Here is an 18,301-nt window from a genome sequence, read left to right on the forward strand (position 1 = left end):
TTAAATGGCGATGCTGATCAAAAACGCCATATTCTCGATGAACGGAAGCTAACTGGCCAAAAACGACAAAACCCAGTCCGAAGACTGGGTTTCTAAATAAGTGGCGGACGGCTGGGGTTGCAGTCAACGGGCAAACCTTTTGCGGGACTCGTTGGTCGAAGACCAAATCAATCCCATAGATACGACAAAGCCCTAGCAGAAACTCTAGGGCTTTGTCTGAATAAGTGGCGGAGCGGACGGGACTCGAACCCGCGACCCCCGGCGTGACAGGCCGGTATTCTAACCAACTGAACTACCGCTCCGCACTGGTTAGACTCTAAGTCTAAGCTTTTGCCTTTAGATTTTTCTTAAATCTAAAAACGAAATGTAAGCCTGGCGATGTCCTACTCTCACATGGGGAAGCCCCACACTACCATCGGCGCTAATTCGTTTCACTTCTGAGTTCGGCATGGAATCAGGTGGGTCCAAATCGCTATGGTCGCCAAGCAAATTCTGTTTAAGTTCCTAGAACTTAATAATTCGGAAAGCTGTTTTGTGTTCTCTACACATTCAATCTGCTCTTGCTTTGAGTCCATCAAAACCCTTTGGGTGTTGTATGGTTAAGCCTCACGGGCAATTAGTACAGGTTAGCTCAACGCCTCACAACGCTTACACACCCTGCCTATCAACGTTCTAGTCTCGAACAACCCTTTAGGACCCTCAAGGGGTCAGGGAAGACTCATCTCAGGGCTCGCTTCCCGCTTAGATGCTTTCAGCGGTTATCGATTCCGAACTTAGCTACCGGGCAATGCGTCTGGCGACACAACCCGAACACCAGAGGTTCGTCCACTCCGGTCCTCTCGTACTAGGAGCAGCCCCCTTCAATCTTCCAACGCCCACGGCAGATAGGGACCGAACTGTCTCACGACGTTCTAAACCCAGCTCGCGTACCACTTTAAATGGCGAACAGCCATACCCTTGGGACCGACTTCAGCCCCAGGATGTGATGAGCCGACATCGAGGTGCCAAACACCGCCGTCGATATGAACTCTTGGGCGGTATCAGCCTGTTATCCCCGGAGTACCTTTTATCCGTTGAGCGATGGCCCTTCCATTCAGAACCACCGGATCACTATGACCTGCTTTCGCACCTGCTCGAATTGTCATTCTCGCAGTCAAGCGGGCTTATGCCATTGCACTAACCTCACGATGTCCAACCGTGATTAGCCCACCTTCGTGCTCCTCCGTTACTCTTTGGGAGGAGACCGCCCCAGTCAAACTACCCACCAGGCACTGTCCTCAACCCGGATAACGGGTCTAAGTTAGAACATCAACACTACAAGGGTGGTATTTCAAGGACGGCTCCAACGATACTGGCGTACCGTCTTCAAAGCCTCCCACCTATCCTACACATGTAGGGTCAATGTTCAGTGCCAAGCTGTAGTAAAGGTTCACGGGGTCTTTCCGTCTAGCCGCGGGTACACTGCATCTTCACAGCGATTTCAATTTCACTGAGTCTCGGGTGGAGACAGCGTGGCCATCATTACGCCATTCGTGCAGGTCGGAACTTACCCGACAAGGAATTTCGCTACCTTAGGACCGTTATAGTTACGGCCGCCGTTTACCGGGGCTTCGATCAAGAGCTTCGTCCAAAGACTAACCCCATCAATTAACCTTCCGGCACCGGGCAGGCGTCACACCGTATACGTCATCTTACGATTTTGCACAGTGCTGTGTTTTTAATAAACAGTTGCAGCCACCTGGTATCTGCGACTCTCAATAGCTCCATCCGCAAGGGACTTCACCGTCAAGAGCGTACCTTCTCCCGAAGTTACGGTACCATTTTGCCTAGTTCCTTCACCCGAGTTCTCTCAAGCGCCTTGGTATTCTCTACCCGACCACCTGTGTCGGTTTGGGGTACGATTCCAACTTATCTGAAGCTTAGAGGCTTTTCCTGGAAGCATGGCATCAATGACTTCACACCCGTAGGTGCTCGACATCGTGTCTCAGCCTTAAAGAGAGCCGGATTTACCTAACTCTCAAGCCTACGCACTTGAACCTGGACAACCGTCGCCAGGCCCACCTAGCCTTCTCCGTCCCCCCATCGCAATAAGTTGAAGTACGGGAATATTAACCCGTTTCCCATCGACTACGCCTTTCGGCCTCGCCTTAGGGGTCGACTTACCCTGCCCCGATTAACGTTGGACAGGAACCCTTGGTCTTCCGGCGAGGAGGTTTTTCACCCCCTTTATCGTTACTCATGTCAGCATTCGCACTTCTGATACCTCCAGCAAGCTTTACAACTCACCTTCAACGGCTTACAGAACGCTCCCCTACCCAATACATAAAATGCATTGCCGCAGCTTCGGTTTATAGCTTAGCCCCGTTACATCTTCCGCGCAGGCCGACTCGACTAGTGAGCTATTACGCTTTCTTTAAATGATGGCTGCTTCTAAGCCAACATCCTAGCTGTCTAAGCCTTCCCACATCGTTTCCCACTTAGCTATAATTTGGGACCTTAGCTGGCGGTCTGGGTTGTTTCCCTCTCCACGACGGACGTTAGCACCCGCCGTGTGTCTCCCGGATAGTACTTACTGGTATTCGGAGTTTGCAAAGGGTTGGTAAGTCGGGATGACCCCCTAGCCTTAACAGTGCTCTACCCCCAGTAGTATTCGTCCGAGGCTCTACCTAAATAGATTTCGGGGAGAACCAGCTATCTCCAGGTTTGATTGGCCTTTCACCCCTAGCCACAAGTCATCCGCTAATTTTTCAACATTAGTCGGTTCGGTCCTCCAGTTGATGTTACTCAACCTTCAACCTGCCCATGGCTAGATCACCTGGTTTCGGGTCTATATCCAGCAACTCGACGCCCAGTTAAGACTCGATTTCTCTACGGCTCCCCTAGATGGTTAACCTTGCTACTGAATATAAGTCGCTGACCCATTATACAAAAGGTACGCAGTCACAGGACAAAGCCTGCTCCTACTGCTTGTACGTACACGGTTTCAGGTTCTATTTCACTCCCCTCACAGGGGTTCTTTTCGCCTTTCCCTCACGGTACTGGTTCACTATCGGTCAGTCAGTAGTATTTAGCCTTGGAGGATGGTCCCCCCATATTCAGACAGGATATCACGTGTCCCGCCCTACTCGATTTCACTGATGATGAGATGTCGGTTACGGGGCTATCACCCTGTATCGCGGCACTTTCCAGAGCCTTCACCTGTCTCATTAAAAGCTTAAGGGCTAGTCCAATTTCGCTCGCCGCTACTTTCGGAATCTCGGTTGATTTCTTTTCCTCGGGGTACTTAGATGTTTCAGTTCCCCCGGTTCGCCCTGTTAACCTATGTATTCAGTTAACAGTACTAGCTTATGCTAGTGGGTTTCCCCATTCAGAAATCCCAGACTCAAATGGTTGTTACTACCTAATCTGGGCTTATCGCAAGTTACTACGTCTTTCATCGCCTCTGACTGCCAAGGCATCCACCGTGTACGCTTAGTCACTTAACCATACAACCCCAAAGGGTCTTTACGTCAAACAACCAAAGTTTGTCTGCATTTTTATACATGTGCAGACACGATTTTGCCGGACTCAAATATTAAACATCACAATAAATTGTGCTGTTTCCAAGAACACTTGAATGTGTGTTGGTACCTATTCAAAAGAATAGGATTTGAGAACTTTTAATTGAATAACAACGCATCTCAAAGAGATGGGGATTGTTGTTATTCGTCAGCTTTCCAAATTGTTAAAGAGCAATGTTTCTTTCGAAACCATTTTTAAAGATTCTTTTGCAAGAACACTTAAAGATGGTGGAGCTAAGCAGGATCGAACTGCTGACCTCCTGCGTGCAAGGCAGGCGCTCTCCCAGCTGAGCTATAGCCCCATCAGGTGTTGATACTGTGTGCCAATTCTTCTGGGAGGAAGATTGGTGGGTCTGAGTGGACTTGAACCACCGACCTCTCGCTTATCAGGCGAACGCTCTAACCACCTGAGCTACAGACCCAGTATCGTCTCTTAACGTGTATAAACATATCAATCTGTGTGAACACTCATCGCGACTTATTTGTTTCCGCTTTAAAAAGCAGAAGCAAACTATCCGTATCGTATAAGGAGGTGATCCAGCCCCAGGTTCCCCTAGGGCTACCTTGTTACGACTTCACCCCAGTCATGAACCACAAAGTGGTGAGCGTCCTCCCGAAGGTTAAACTACCCACTTCTTTTGCAGCCCACTCCCATGGTGTGACGGGCGGTGTGTACAAGGCCCGGGAACGTATTCACCGTGGCATTCTGATCCACGATTACTAGCGATTCCGACTTCACGGAGTCGAGTTGCAGACTCCGATCCGGACTACGACGCACTTTTTGGGATTCGCTCACTCTCGCAAGTTGGCCGCCCTCTGTATGCGCCATTGTAGCACGTGTGTAGCCCTACTCGTAAGGGCCATGATGACTTGACGTCGTCCCCACCTTCCTCCGGTTTATCACCGGCAGTCTCCCTGGAGTTCCCACCCGAAGTGCTGGCAAACAAGGATAAGGGTTGCGCTCGTTGCGGGACTTAACCCAACATTTCACAACACGAGCTGACGACAGCCATGCAGCACCTGTCTCTCAGTTCCCGAAGGCACACTCGTATCTCTACAAGCTTCTGAGGATGTCAAGAGTAGGTAAGGTTCTTCGCGTTGCATCGAATTAAACCACATGCTCCACCGCTTGTGCGGGCCCCCGTCAATTCATTTGAGTTTTAATCTTGCGACCGTACTCCCCAGGCGGTCTACTTAACGCGTTAGCTCCGAAAGCCACGGCTCAAGGCCACAACCTCCAAGTAGACATCGTTTACGGCGTGGACTACCAGGGTATCTAATCCTGTTTGCTCCCCACGCTTTCGCATCTGAGTGTCAGTATCTGTCCAGGGGGCCGCCTTCGCCACCGGTATTCCTTCAGATCTCTACGCATTTCACCGCTACACCTGAAATTCTACCCCCCTCTACAGTACTCTAGTCTGCCAGTTTCAAATGCAATTCCGAGGTTGAGCCCCGGGCTTTCACATCTGACTTAACAAACCACCTGCATGCGCTTTACGCCCAGTAATTCCGATTAACGCTCGCACCCTCCGTATTACCGCGGCTGCTGGCACGGAGTTAGCCGGTGCTTCTTCTGCAGCTAACGTCAAAGATGTACGCTATTAACGCACACCCCTTCCTCACTGCTGAAAGTACTTTACAACCCGAAGGCCTTCTTCATACACGCGGCATGGCTGCATCAGGCTTGCGCCCATTGTGCAATATTCCCCACTGCTGCCTCCCGTAGGAGTCTGGACCGTGTCTCAGTTCCAGTGTGGCTGATCATCCTCTCAGACCAGCTAGGGATCGTCGCCTTGGTGAGCCCTTACCTCACCAACTAGCTAATCCCACCTGGGCATATCCTGACGCGAGAGGCCCGAAGGTCCCCCTCTTTGAGCCGAAGCTATTATGCGGTATTAGCCATCGTTTCCAATGGTTATCCCCCACATCAGGGCAATTTCCCAGGCATTACTCACCCGTCCGCCGCTCGACGCCGTTAACGTCCCCCGAAGGTTCAGTTAACTCGTTTCCGCTCGACTTGCATGTGTTAGGCCTGCCGCCAGCGTTCAATCTGAGCCATGATCAAACTCTTCAATTTAAGATTTTGTTCGGCTCAATGAATACTGAACATTACATAAGTAATGTTTGAATTGACTGTGCTGAGTCCGAAGACTCAATGGTCACTTCGTATCATTGAAACCTAAATTGTTTCCGAAGAAACTATTTGGATTATCATCAACGAGTGCCCACACAGATTGATAGGTTTATATTGTTAAAGAGCTGTGCTTTCAGTGCGTTAGCACTTAGGCAGGACGCGTATAATACGCTGTCTGCGCTGAAAGTCAACATAAAACTCTAAACTAAATTAGAACTTTATGGTGACTTGCTTATTCACTAAGCAAGTGCAGATTTAAAGCCTGGCGATGTCCTACTCTCACATGGGGAAACCCCACACTACCATCGGCGCTAATTCGTTTCACTTCTGAGTTCGGCATGGAATCAGGTGGGTCCAAATCGCTATGGTCGCCAAGCAAATTCTTTATCAATTTGCTCGCAAATTCAAATGCACTTTAGTGCGGCCCTTTAGGGTGAGATTTGCTTGCAAATCGAATAATTCGGAAAGCTGTTATTGTGTTCTCGACACATTCAATCTGCTCTTGCTTCGAGTCCATCAAAACCCTTTGGGTGTTGTATGGTTAAGCCTCACGGGCAATTAGTACAGGTTAGCTCAACGCCTCACAACGCTTACACACCCTGCCTATCAACGTTCTAGTCTCGAACAACCCTTTAGGACCCTCAAGGGGTCAGGGAAGACTCATCTCAGGGCTCGCTTCCCGCTTAGATGCTTTCAGCGGTTATCGATTCCGAACTTAGCTACCGGGCAATGCGTCTGGCGACACAACCCGAACACCAGAGGTTCGTCCACTCCGGTCCTCTCGTACTAGGAGCAGCCCCCTTCAATCTTCCAACGCCCACGGCAGATAGGGACCGAACTGTCTCACGACGTTCTAAACCCAGCTCGCGTACCACTTTAAATGGCGAACAGCCATACCCTTGGGACCGACTTCAGCCCCAGGATGTGATGAGCCGACATCGAGGTGCCAAACACCGCCGTCGATATGAACTCTTGGGCGGTATCAGCCTGTTATCCCCGGAGTACCTTTTATCCGTTGAGCGATGGCCCTTCCATTCAGAACCACCGGATCACTATGACCTGCTTTCGCACCTGCTCGAATTGTCATTCTCGCAGTCAAGCGGGCTTATGCCATTGCACTAACCTCACGATGTCCAACCGTGATTAGCCCACCTTCGTGCTCCTCCGTTACTCTTTGGGAGGAGACCGCCCCAGTCAAACTACCCACCAGGCACTGTCCTCAACCCGGATAACGGGTCTAAGTTAGAACATCAACACTACAAGGGTGGTATTTCAAGGACGGCTCCAACGATACTGGCGTACCGTCTTCAAAGCCTCCCACCTATCCTACACATGTAGGGTCAATGTTCAGTGCCAAGCTGTAGTAAAGGTTCACGGGGTCTTTCCGTCTAGCCGCGGGTACACTGCATCTTCACAGCGATTTCAATTTCACTGAGTCTCGGGTGGAGACAGCGTGGCCATCATTACGCCATTCGTGCAGGTCGGAACTTACCCGACAAGGAATTTCGCTACCTTAGGACCGTTATAGTTACGGCCGCCGTTTACCGGGGCTTCGATCAAGAGCTTCGTCCAAAGACTAACCCCATCAATTAACCTTCCGGCACCGGGCAGGCGTCACACCGTATACGTCATCTTACGATTTTGCACAGTGCTGTGTTTTTAATAAACAGTTGCAGCCACCTGGTATCTGCGACTCTCAATAGCTCCATCCGCAAGGGACTTCACCGTCAAGAGCGTACCTTCTCCCGAAGTTACGGTACCATTTTGCCTAGTTCCTTCACCCGAGTTCTCTCAAGCGCCTTGGTATTCTCTACCCGACCACCTGTGTCGGTTTGGGGTACGATTCCAACTTATCTGAAGCTTAGAGGCTTTTCCTGGAAGCATGGCATCAATGACTTCACACCCGTAGGTGCTCGACATCGTGTCTCAGCCTTAAAGAGAGCCGGATTTACCTAACTCTCAAGCCTACGCACTTGAACCTGGACAACCGTCGCCAGGCCCACCTAGCCTTCTCCGTCCCCCCATCGCAATAAGTTGAAGTACGGGAATATTAACCCGTTTCCCATCGACTACGCCTTTCGGCCTCGCCTTAGGGGTCGACTTACCCTGCCCCGATTAACGTTGGACAGGAACCCTTGGTCTTCCGGCGAGGAGGTTTTTCACCCCCTTTATCGTTACTCATGTCAGCATTCGCACTTCTGATACCTCCAGCAAGCTTTACAACTCACCTTCAACGGCTTACAGAACGCTCCCCTACCCAATACATAAAATGCATTGCCGCAGCTTCGGTTTATAGCTTAGCCCCGTTACATCTTCCGCGCAGGCCGACTCGACTAGTGAGCTATTACGCTTTCTTTAAATGATGGCTGCTTCTAAGCCAACATCCTAGCTGTCTAAGCCTTCCCACATCGTTTCCCACTTAGCTATAATTTGGGACCTTAGCTGGCGGTCTGGGTTGTTTCCCTCTCCACGACGGACGTTAGCACCCGCCGTGTGTCTCCCGGATAGTACTTACTGGTATTCGGAGTTTGCAAAGGGTTGGTAAGTCGGGATGACCCCCTAGCCTTAACAGTGCTCTACCCCCAGTAGTATTCGTCCGAGGCTCTACCTAAATAGATTTCGGGGAGAACCAGCTATCTCCAGGTTTGATTGGCCTTTCACCCCTAGCCACAAGTCATCCGCTAATTTTTCAACATTAGTCGGTTCGGTCCTCCAGTTGATGTTACTCAACCTTCAACCTGCCCATGGCTAGATCACCTGGTTTCGGGTCTATATCCAGCAACTCGACGCCCAGTTAAGACTCGATTTCTCTACGGCTCCCCTAGATGGTTAACCTTGCTACTGAATATAAGTCGCTGACCCATTATACAAAAGGTACGCAGTCACAGGACAAAGCCTGCTCCTACTGCTTGTACGTACACGGTTTCAGGTTCTATTTCACTCCCCTCACAGGGGTTCTTTTCGCCTTTCCCTCACGGTACTGGTTCACTATCGGTCAGTCAGTAGTATTTAGCCTTGGAGGATGGTCCCCCCATATTCAGACAGGATATCACGTGTCCCGCCCTACTCGATTTCACTGATGATGAGATGTCGGTTACGGGGCTATCACCCTGTATCGCGGCACTTTCCAGAGCCTTCACCTGTCTCATTAAAAGCTTAAGGGCTAGTCCAATTTCGCTCGCCGCTACTTTCGGAATCTCGGTTGATTTCTTTTCCTCGGGGTACTTAGATGTTTCAGTTCCCCCGGTTCGCCCTGTTAACCTATGTATTCAGTTAACAGTACTAGCTTATGCTAGTGGGTTTCCCCATTCAGAAATCCCAGACTCAAATGGTTGTTACTACCTAATCTGGGCTTATCGCAAGTTACTACGTCTTTCATCGCCTCTGACTGCCAAGGCATCCACCGTGTACGCTTAGTCACTTAACCATACAACCCCAAAGGGTCTTCTAGTCAACTAACCAAAGTTGTCTCCAATTAACTCTTTGCTTTCACTTTGAAAAGTGAAGACAAACAGGACATGATGGAGACACGATTTTGCCGGACTCAAATATTAAACATCACAATAAACTGTGGTGTTTCCAAGAACACTTGAATGTGTGTTGGTACCTATTCAAAAGAATAGGATTTGAGAACTTTTAATTGAATAACAACACATCTCAAAGAGATGGGGATTGTTGTTATTCGTCAGCTTTCCAAATTGTTAAAGAGCAAATCACCTCAATGAGGTAACCATTTTTAAACACACTCATAAGAATGTTTAAAGATGGTATCCCGTAGGGGAGTCGAACCCCTGTTACCGCCGTGAAAGGGCGGTGTCCTAGGCCTCTAGACGAACGGGACACTAAGGAGGGCTCTAATGTAGACATATCAATCTGTGTGGACACTCATTGTGAGTAATCATCGTATAAGGAGGTGATCCAGCCCCAGGTTCCCCTAGGGCTACCTTGTTACGACTTCACCCCAGTCATGAACCACAAAGTGGTGAGCGTCCTCCCGAAGGTTAAACTACCCACTTCTTTTGCAGCCCACTCCCATGGTGTGACGGGCGGTGTGTACAAGGCCCGGGAACGTATTCACCGTGGCATTCTGATCCACGATTACTAGCGATTCCGACTTCACGGAGTCGAGTTGCAGACTCCGATCCGGACTACGACGCACTTTTTGGGATTCGCTCACTCTCGCAAGTTGGCCGCCCTCTGTATGCGCCATTGTAGCACGTGTGTAGCCCTACTCGTAAGGGCCATGATGACTTGACGTCGTCCCCACCTTCCTCCGGTTTATCACCGGCAGTCTCCCTGGAGTTCCCACCCGAAGTGCTGGCAAACAAGGATAAGGGTTGCGCTCGTTGCGGGACTTAACCCAACATTTCACAACACGAGCTGACGACAGCCATGCAGCACCTGTCTCTCAGTTCCCGAAGGCACACTCGTATCTCTACAAGCTTCTGAGGATGTCAAGAGTAGGTAAGGTTCTTCGCGTTGCATCGAATTAAACCACATGCTCCACCGCTTGTGCGGGCCCCCGTCAATTCATTTGAGTTTTAATCTTGCGACCGTACTCCCCAGGCGGTCTACTTAACGCGTTAGCTCCGAAAGCCACGGCTCAAGGCCACAACCTCCAAGTAGACATCGTTTACGGCGTGGACTACCAGGGTATCTAATCCTGTTTGCTCCCCACGCTTTCGCATCTGAGTGTCAGTATCTGTCCAGGGGGCCGCCTTCGCCACCGGTATTCCTTCAGATCTCTACGCATTTCACCGCTACACCTGAAATTCTACCCCCCTCTACAGTACTCTAGTCTGCCAGTTTCAAATGCAATTCCGAGGTTGAGCCCCGGGCTTTCACATCTGACTTAACAAACCACCTGCATGCGCTTTACGCCCAGTAATTCCGATTAACGCTCGCACCCTCCGTATTACCGCGGCTGCTGGCACGGAGTTAGCCGGTGCTTCTTCTGCAGCTAACGTCAAAGATGTACGCTATTAACGCACACCCCTTCCTCACTGCTGAAAGTACTTTACAACCCGAAGGCCTTCTTCATACACGCGGCATGGCTGCATCAGGCTTGCGCCCATTGTGCAATATTCCCCACTGCTGCCTCCCGTAGGAGTCTGGACCGTGTCTCAGTTCCAGTGTGGCTGATCATCCTCTCAGACCAGCTAGGGATCGTCGCCTTGGTGAGCCCTTACCTCACCAACTAGCTAATCCCACCTGGGCATATCCTGACGCGAGAGGCCCGAAGGTCCCCCTCTTTGAGCCGAAGCTATTATGCGGTATTAGCCATCGTTTCCAATGGTTATCCCCCACATCAGGGCAATTTCCCAGGCATTACTCACCCGTCCGCCGCTCGACGCCGTTAACGTTCCCCGAAGGTTCAGTTAACTCGTTTCCGCTCGACTTGCATGTGTTAGGCCTGCCGCCAGCGTTCAATCTGAGCCATGATCAAACTCTTCAATTTAAGATTTTGTTTGGCTCAATGAATACTGAACATTACATAAAGTAATGTTTGAATTGACTGTGCTGAATCTTTCGATTCAATGGTCACTTCGTATCATTGAAACCTAAATTGATACCGAAGTATCTATTTGGATTATCATCAACGAGTGCCCACACAGATTGATAGGTCTATATTGTTAAAGAGCTTTTTCTAACTTCCGTCGCGCTCAGCGCCTCGTCGTTAGGGGTGCGTATCTTACGCTTCCCATTTAGAGAGTCAAGCATTTTTTCAAACTTTCTTTTCTCTCTTTTCAACACGCTGTGTGACGTTTGTCTCACTCCGTGTCGGTGAGGCGGCATTATAGGGAGGTCTGAAAGGAAGACAAGTGTTTTTTTGAAATTAACTTCTGTTTGGTCAAAAAGAAAACAAAGCGCTGAAAATAGAATAAAATTTCAACATTTGAGACATGTCACATCAATAGGTTGGAAAAACAACAACCATATACGTAATATCCCTGTGTCTATTTTGTTAACAGTAGACCTTTATTTCTCAAACCTAAAAGTTGTATTCCAATATGAATTCAAACAAATCAACCTTAATGATTGTCGCCCTAGCTGTAATCGGTGCAATCATCTTTTCGCTGGTAGACGTTCCTCCAGCTTTAAGCTTTGTTGTTGGTGTTGTGGCTTGCGCTTTTATACCTAAACTTTCCACCACAAACATCGAAACAGATTCAACCAACGATCCCGCGACAAAAACGCTTTACGTAGGCAACTTGCCTTATAAAGCAAACGAATCTCATGTCAAAGATCTGTTCGCTAAGCACGGTGAGGTATTTGCCGTTCGCCTTATGAAAGACAAACGTACCGGTAAACGAAGAGGATTTGGTTTTGTCGTTGTTGCCGCGACCGATGCTCAAGCGACGATTGATGCACTGAATGAGCAGGACTATATGCAGCGCACTCTAAAAGTACGAATCGCTAACGATCCTAAATCTCAAGGGGATAATAACGAACAGGGGTAAACCCCAGTTCTTCCAATGCTATATTGAGCGCTCCCTCTTCCCAAGGGGGAGCCGTGGACAAAATCTCTCGCTTACCCATTTGATTTTCATCCCCTTTGGTTGCCAGCAATGTCTCCACTCTACGAGCAATTGCTTCACCCGAATCAATCAACATCACCTTTTCTGATAACACTTGCTGTATTTCCGCTTTGATGAGCGGGAAGTGTGTACAACCTAAAACAGCAACATCCACTTTATTGATCAGAGGAGCCAGAATAGCGTGCAACTCATTGAAGTCGATCGCTTGCCCACGCAGTTTCTCTTCTGCCATGTCCACTAAGCGTGTTGAGCCGATAAGCTCGACCGGTTTACGCTGGGAAAAGTTGCGGATCAGATCATGAGTATAGGGACGCGTGATAGTCGCCGGTGTCGCTATCAGTCCTACCGCCTGATTGGCCAGACTCGACGCCGGTTTAATCGCGGGCACCACCCCGACCACTGGGATGCTAAGTTTTGCCCTCAAGCTCGGCAGCACTATGGTACTTGCGGTATTACAGGCGATCACCACTAAATCGATAGCGTATTGCGCCACCAGCGATGTCACCAGAGCCTCGACTCGAGACACCAAAACGTCATGCTCTAGCTCTCCATAGGGGTAGGCTTGATTGTCAAAAATGTACAAATAGTCAAGCTGTGGGCACTTGGCGACGATCTCTTTATAGACAGAAAGACCACCGACTCCGGAGTCAAAGATAAGGATTTTCGCTTGCTGATGGGCCACTTGATTTGCTCGTTAAGTTTTGACTTGGCAATGATACCCACTGGTTTCAATTTGGCAATCTCTTCGCTGAGTATCTCTGATGAGTGAACCTTTGCCCTCGCTCTAGGTGAGTCAATTCTAGCGCAATCCTTCCCGAGTAGCTGCGGGTCGAGGTCACTAGGGTGTGAAATTCGCCATTTTCTCCGCATGGATCCACACCTTGAGGCAGACTAGCGATAAACTCTTGCGTGTACCATTGGCCACAATAGGCGCTATCAAGCTGAGTGCCATCTGTGGTCACGACTAAGGTTTGGATCCCTCGTTCGAGGATTTCTTGTGCTAGCTGCGCGCTATGTTCTCCCAATAAGGGAAACACACACTCCCACCCTGCCGGCTCGATATAGCTGCGCCTGTAGGCTTCAATGCCATTACAGAACATGTCACCAAAGGCAACCGCTGCGATATCAAGCTGGCTCTGCTTCAAGGCATTAATAATGGTCGATTGGTAAATATCGTTCGCTGGAAATTCCTCGGGCAGCGCTATTTTGATAAGAGGCAGGCCTAGCAGTTCAGCTTGAATGTCCAGTAGATATAGAGGCGTGGCCTGAAAAGGCACTTCATCTTTTACATAAGTGGTATACAAGCCCACTACCTCATAGTGCTCGCTTTCCATCAACCTCTCAAGGGTAAGGGCTGAATCTTTACCACTGGACCAACTAACAATGACGTTCTTTTTCATACACACTCGATAAAACAAAGCCGCCTGGAGAAGGCGGCTGCATAACTAAAACTGATAAATGGCGTTGAGGTAATAACCACGCTCCGGCGCAGGATAACCCGCTGCGGTTTGATACTGCTCGTCGCTGAGGTTTTCGATTCGACCGTTGAGAGTTAAATGCTCGTTCGCATAATAACTGACTGCTAAGTCAAACAAACCATAAGCGGCCAGTTCTTGCGAGAAGTCAGGTCTCTTACCAACATATTGGTAACCCAATGAAACGTCAAACTCATTAAATTGAGCAAGGGCATTATACTTGTAGATTTCTTGCGCACGACGGATTAGCTGCTTACCTGACTGATCTTTAGGATTTTTAAGATCGGCACTAAGCTGGTGAGAAATCCACTCGGTATTGAACATGGCGACAATTTCTACCCCTCGCAACTGGCTCTCACCTGGCGAGTTGTAGTACTTACTGGTAGTAAAATTGTAATCGATTAGGTTGTTTATGTTGGTATCGTAGCCGGTGATCGACCAGTCGACACCATAAACCGCACCACTAAGCGTTAACTCCAACGAGTCGGCTTTCTCTGCATTAAGCTTTTGGTTACCGTAATAACTGTACAGTTGATATAAATTGGGCGCTTTAAATGAAGTCCCATAGGCAGCCTTCACAACTAGCCATGAACCCAATCGATAACCCGCTCCGGTATTGTAAGTCGTTTCTGAACCGAACTGCTGATTGTCGTCAACCCGCAAACTCAACTCACCAAACCATTGTTGATAGTCTGCATTCAACGCCGCGAACACTGCGGTGTTATTACGGTCGTACTCAACATCAGACGGTTTAACAATATAGGCTTCATTGCGCCAATCCACGCCGCCGTTAACAACCACAGCCTCGTTCAACTGATAGTTAGCAAGCCATTGGAAGTTAGTTTGCTGTAACTCATCGGCGACAGCGCTAGTTGAGTGTTTGCCTTGGTCTTTCGTGTAGTTCCAATTGTCTTGGTTTTGATAGTTGACTAGCACCTGCGAAGTCAGCGCGTCACCCTGATACTTAATGCCGCCGGCCACTGTTGTGTTGCGTACTTGGGCTTCTTTGTAGTCTCTTGTCGAGTAACTTGCATCGTATTGAGAAATGTTGTCAAAGAAACGTAGGTTGGCATGCCCACTCCATTGACTATCAAAATCATGCACATAGCCAATCAGCGCATTACGCGACTCAAAGCCGTGACGGTCTTGATCATTGACGCCTTTTACAGGGCGCACGTTATACCCTTGGTCGGCATCGTAACCAACAGAGAGATTGAGGTGACCGTGCTCGCCCACTTTGACACCACTTACAGCGCTTAACTGTTGGTAGTCAAGGCTACCTAGTCCGGCGCTGACTTGGGTTGTATCGTTATCGGAACTGGCGCGGGTAATAATATTGATCACACCGCCAATCGCCTCAGAGCCATACATCGCTGCTCTAGCCCCACGCACATACTCGATACGCTCAACGAACGCGATCGGCAGTTGGCTAAAATCAACCCCACCTTTTGCGGCGCGTGCAAAACGAATCCCATCAATCAGAACGAGCACTTGGTCCGAGTTAGCACCGCGAACAAAAATCGATGCTTGCTGACCTCTGCCACCATTTTGTGACACTTGGACGCCGGTCAAGCGCTGAAAAACATCAGTAATCGACTTGGCTTGAATACGTTCGATATCGGCTCTAGTCACGACTTCGACTTGGGCCACCACACTTTCGGTGCTTTGCTCAAATCGGTTGGCGGTGACTATGATGGTTTCGTCGACAGAGATCTCTGTGGCGAAAGAATAAGAGGCGTGCCCTAGCAGTGACGTAACGGCTAGCGCTAAGATAGATCGGTTCATGTTGTAATCCTAAATCGCGTAAGTCCTACTGAGTGAACATCACTCAGCCGCTGGCAGGTATTCGGACTCAAGAGCTTGGCTTAGCCACCTAGTCACTCGACTTCCCACATCGATTCGATGCAGTGTCTATTTGAGCTTTCGTTCTCTTTTACCGCTGCGCGTCAGTTCTGGATTCACACCAGATTCCCTTTTGGCCATCTATACATCTAGACAGCACCAGCTTGGCGACGATGTTATTGAGGATTCAATAGTTTGTCCAGCCAATATTGCTCTAATCTATAAATTAGTCGCGCTGATCAAGCTTAGTTTCTCTGAGCTTTACCACCAATCTTTGCCAGATTGGCCGCGAAGCGCTGGACATAGCGCTGAGATTGAATAAAATCTGCGCTCTTAAATTAAATACACCCTCCACAGGTACGAATACCAAAGGTAATAATCATGGCGACTCTTGATGTAAACCCGCAACGCTACCAAGAACAATTGGCCGAGAAGGTCGGCCGTCTCACAGAGATGTTCGCAGCTTACAATGTACCTGAGTTGGAAGTATTTGAATCTCCAGAGCAAAACTACCGCATGCGCGCGGAATTTCGAGTTTGGCATGAGGGTGATGAGCTCTACTACATCATGTTCAACCAAGAGACTCGTGAAAAATACCGTGTAGACCAGTTCCCAGCCGCGAGCCGTTTGATCAACGATCTGATGCCACTGCTCATCGACGCGATGAAAGACAATGATTCACTGCGCCGTAAACTGTTCCAAGTCGACTTTCTATCGACCTTAAGTGGCGAGATTTTAGTCTCACTACTTTACCACCGTCAGCTTGATGAACAGTGGACCACCGAAGCTAAGGCATTAAAACAGCGCCTAAATGATGAAGGCTTTAACCTCAACATCATTGGCCGTGCGCGTAAGATGAAGATTGTGCTTGATCGTGACTATGTGATCGAGAAGCTCGATGTCAATGGGCAGCCTTATGTCTATCAGCAAGTAGAAAACAGCTTCACCCAGCCCAATGGCAAGGTGGCAGAGAAGATGTTGGAGTGGGCGGTCGATTGCACCCAAGATAGCCAAGGCGACTTACTTGAGCTTTACTGCGGCAATGGCAACTTTTCACTTGCACTGGCACAAAACTTTGACCGAGTACTGGCGACTGAGCTAGCCAAGCCATCAGTTGAATCGGCTCAGTACAATATCAAGGCGAATAACATCGACAATGTGCAGATCCTACGCCTATCTGCTGAAGAGTTTACTCAGGCGATTGAAGGCAAGCGAGAGTTCCGCCGTTTGAAGGATGCGGGTGTCGAACTGAACAGTTACAACTGCAACACCATCTTCGTTGATCCACCTCGCGCAGGTATGGATATCGACACCTGTAAGATGGTGCAAGGCTATGAGCGCATCATGTACATCTCATGCAATCCAGAGACATTAAAAGAGAACTTAGAGGTGTTGAGCGAAACCCATACCATCACTCGCTTCGCGCTGTTTGATCAGTTCCCATACACCCACCACATGGAAGCCGGTGTACTTCTGGAACGTAAAGGTTAATCCCGTCGAAATAAAAACGAGCCGCTAGCGGCTCGTTTTTGCTTGTAGTGATGAACGCTTAAGATTGCGCTTTTTCGCTGGAGGTAAGGAATCCGAGCTTCTTTGCCACCCAAAGCAGCAAGCCTAAGGTAATGAAGATCGCTAACATGTTCGAGCCTGCCTCTGGGTATTGCGCTTTAACAAAGGCAGAGTGGCCAAACGCCCCGACAAAGAAACAGGCTAACCCAACCAATGGAAGATCTTCAGACACTGGGTTAGCTAGGTACTCGCGGTACAGTGCTTGTACTGACAGCACCAGCGCTATCAGTGGAAAAATAGAAAAAGAGACTTCGCTCATCGTTAGCCAAGACAGCATTGCGTCACCACACATGCCTGCTACTAGAGCAAGCACCAGTGTTTTTCGTTCTGAGCCACGATTAACTTGGTTTGTTTCGTTCGACATTAATCTACCCCACCTTTTAATCGGTTACGTTCACGTTCTTTGCGATACCAGAAAGCGCCTTTGGCTATCATTCGCAGTTGCATAATTAGACGTTCCGCGAGTTCGTCGCGTTGGTGTCTATCTAAATCTAATGCCTCAGCCCCAGAGCTAAAGACTAAGGTTACTGACGCTTCAGCCTGAGTATAGGCTTCGTCACGCGTCATGCCGGTACTGATCAAATATTCTGTCATCTCTGCGACAAAATGTTGGATTTCGCGCGCGACCGCATTACGAAATTCAAACGAGGTACCAGAGCGTTCGCGCAGTAGCAAACGAAAAACGTTTGGACTGCTTTCGATGAACTCCATAAAGGTTTCTACCGAGGTGCGAATCACACTCCCCTCTTTTACGATGCGTTGCCGTGCTTGGCGCATTAACTGACGCAACAATAGGCCGCCTTCATCCACCATGGTCAAACCCAACTCGTCCATATCTTTGAAATGGCGGTAAAACGAGGTCGGCGCAATGCCGGCTTCGCGCGCCACTTCTCGCAAGCTTAGGTTGGAAAAGCTGCGGTCGGCACTGAGTTGACTGAACGCAGCATCAATTAAAGAACGACGAGTTTTCTCTTTCTGCTGCGCCCTAATTCCCATGGATTTCATAGTTGTCATTCTGTCTTTACTGCTGATGCCGTTAATATACAACGATTGACCTAACGAGATAAGCCAAAATCGTTAGCTTTGATGACCGAGTGGCAATTAAACCGAGCTGAGATAAGAATTCAATCTTATCACCATCAATTAGAGACATACGGCATACCCTTTAAGCAATTTCTCCTC

7 protein-coding genes, 4 tRNA genes, 6 rRNA genes and 1 riboswitch are annotated in these 18,301 nt (G+C 49.0%); of the genes, 2 read left to right on the plus strand and 15 right to left on the minus strand.

All coding sequences use genetic code 11. The features are described 5' to 3' along the window. Nucleotides 1-225: 225 nt before the first annotated feature. From MTO69_RS12655 to MTO69_RS12700, 10 genes are all read right to left on the minus strand, one after another. Nucleotides 226-302: transfer RNA gene (locus MTO69_RS12655), tRNA-Asp, on the minus strand. A 68-nt stretch (nt 303-370) separates the two neighbouring features. Beyond that, nucleotides 371-486: ribosomal RNA gene (rrf, locus tag MTO69_RS12660) — 5S ribosomal RNA — on the minus strand. A gap of 109 nt (nt 487-595) precedes the next feature. After that, a 23S ribosomal RNA gene (locus MTO69_RS12665) occupies nt 596-3,485 on the minus strand. Nucleotides 3,486-3,786: 301 nt separating this feature from the next. Further along, nucleotides 3,787-3,862: transfer RNA gene (locus MTO69_RS12670), tRNA-Ala, on the minus strand. Nucleotides 3,863-3,905: 43 nt separating this feature from the next. Next, nucleotides 3,906-3,982, minus strand: a tRNA-Ile gene (locus MTO69_RS12675). 103 nt (nt 3,983-4,085) lie between these two features. Continuing rightward, nucleotides 4,086-5,637 (minus strand): 16S ribosomal RNA (locus tag MTO69_RS12680). 317 nt (nt 5,638-5,954) lie between these two features. Continuing rightward, nucleotides 5,955-6,070, minus strand: a 5S ribosomal RNA gene (gene rrf, locus MTO69_RS12685). Between the two features lie 161 nt (nt 6,071-6,231). Continuing rightward, nucleotides 6,232-9,121, minus strand: a 23S ribosomal RNA gene (locus MTO69_RS12690). Between the two features lie 338 nt (nt 9,122-9,459). After that, nucleotides 9,460-9,535 (minus strand) — tRNA-Glu (locus MTO69_RS12695). Between the two features lie 65 nt (nt 9,536-9,600). After that, a 16S ribosomal RNA gene (locus tag MTO69_RS12700) occupies nt 9,601-11,152 on the minus strand. The 16S, 23S and 5S rRNA genes sit together here with 4 tRNA genes alongside, the layout of an rRNA operon. A gap of 553 nt (nt 11,153-11,705) precedes the next feature. Between MTO69_RS12700 and MTO69_RS12705 the strand changes: the two genes are divergently transcribed. Beyond that, complete coding sequence (locus MTO69_RS12705; RefSeq protein ID WP_248329695.1) at nt 11,706-12,155, plus strand: RNA-binding protein; 450 nt, start codon at nt 11,706-11,708, stop codon at nt 12,153-12,155. Here MTO69_RS12705 and murI read toward each other — a convergent pair. From murI to btuB, 3 genes are read right to left on the minus strand one after another with little or no spacing between them, the layout of a single operon-like run. Next, nucleotides 12,121-12,915, minus strand: coding sequence for a glutamate racemase (gene murI / locus MTO69_RS12710; protein WP_248329697.1), 795 nt, complete (start codon nt 12,913-12,915; stop codon nt 12,121-12,123). The genes MTO69_RS12705 and murI overlap by 35 nt on opposite strands. Before the next feature lie 46 nt (nt 12,916-12,961). Next, nucleotides 12,962-13,633 (minus strand): ATPase, encoded by a 672-nt coding sequence (locus tag MTO69_RS12715; protein WP_248329699.1) that lies wholly within the window; start codon nt 13,631-13,633, stop codon nt 12,962-12,964. 45 nt (nt 13,634-13,678) lie between these two features. Next, nucleotides 13,679-15,493: a TonB-dependent vitamin B12 receptor gene (gene btuB / locus MTO69_RS12720; RefSeq protein ID WP_248329701.1), complete on the minus strand. Its 1,815-nt coding sequence runs from the start codon at nt 15,491-15,493 to the stop codon at nt 13,679-13,681. A 35-nt stretch (nt 15,494-15,528) separates the two neighbouring features. After that, nucleotides 15,529-15,729, minus strand: a riboswitch (cobalamin riboswitch). 202 nt (nt 15,730-15,931) lie between these two features. On the opposite strand from btuB, the gene trmA reads away from it, so the two are divergent. Next, on the plus strand, nt 15,932-17,041 hold the full coding sequence (gene trmA / locus MTO69_RS12725) for a tRNA (uridine(54)-C5)-methyltransferase TrmA (protein ID WP_248329703.1): 1,110 nt from the start codon (nt 15,932-15,934) through the stop codon (nt 17,039-17,041). A 58-nt stretch (nt 17,042-17,099) separates the two neighbouring features. Here the strand turns inward: trmA and MTO69_RS12730 are convergent, their stop codons facing one another. Both MTO69_RS12730 and fabR read right to left on the minus strand, forming a co-directional pair. Beyond that, nucleotides 17,100-17,483 carry a YijD family membrane protein gene (locus MTO69_RS12730; protein ID WP_248329705.1) on the minus strand — a complete coding sequence of 128 codons (384 nt, stop codon included), beginning with the start codon at nt 17,481-17,483 and terminating at the stop codon, nt 17,100-17,102. Next, complete coding sequence (gene fabR, locus MTO69_RS12735; protein ID WP_248334475.1) at nt 17,483-18,124, minus strand: HTH-type transcriptional repressor FabR; 642 nt, start codon at nt 18,122-18,124, stop codon at nt 17,483-17,485. The genes MTO69_RS12730 and fabR overlap by 1 nt, the downstream gene beginning before the upstream one ends. Between the last annotated feature and the right edge of the window lie 177 nt (nt 18,125-18,301).

The organism is Vibrio sinaloensis (genome assembly GCF_023195835.1).
Classification (GTDB): Bacteria; Pseudomonadota; Gammaproteobacteria; order Enterobacterales; family Vibrionaceae; genus Vibrio; species Vibrio sinaloensis_C.

Bases quoted from the DNA above. Each gene is read 5' to 3' on its own strand.
- MTO69_RS12705 (WP_248329695.1), top strand. From the start codon at position 11,706: ATGAATTCAAACAAATCAACCTTAATGATTGTCGCCCTAGCTGTAATC.
- MTO69_RS12715 (WP_248329699.1), bottom strand. From the start codon at position 13,633: ATGAAAAAGAACGTCATTGTTAGTTGGTCCAGTGGTAAAGATTCAGCC.
- trmA (WP_248329703.1), top strand. From the start codon at position 15,932: ATGGCGACTCTTGATGTAAACCCGCAACGCTACCAAGAACAATTGGCC.
- MTO69_RS12730 (WP_248329705.1), bottom strand. From the start codon at position 17,483: ATGTCGAACGAAACAAACCAAGTTAATCGTGGCTCAGAACGAAAAACA.
- btuB (WP_248329701.1), bottom strand. From the start codon at position 15,493: ATGAACCGATCTATCTTAGCGCTAGCCGTTACGTCACTGCTAGGGCAC.
- fabR (WP_248334475.1), bottom strand. From the start codon at position 18,124: ATGAAATCCATGGGAATTAGGGCGCAGCAGAAAGAGAAAACTCGTCGT.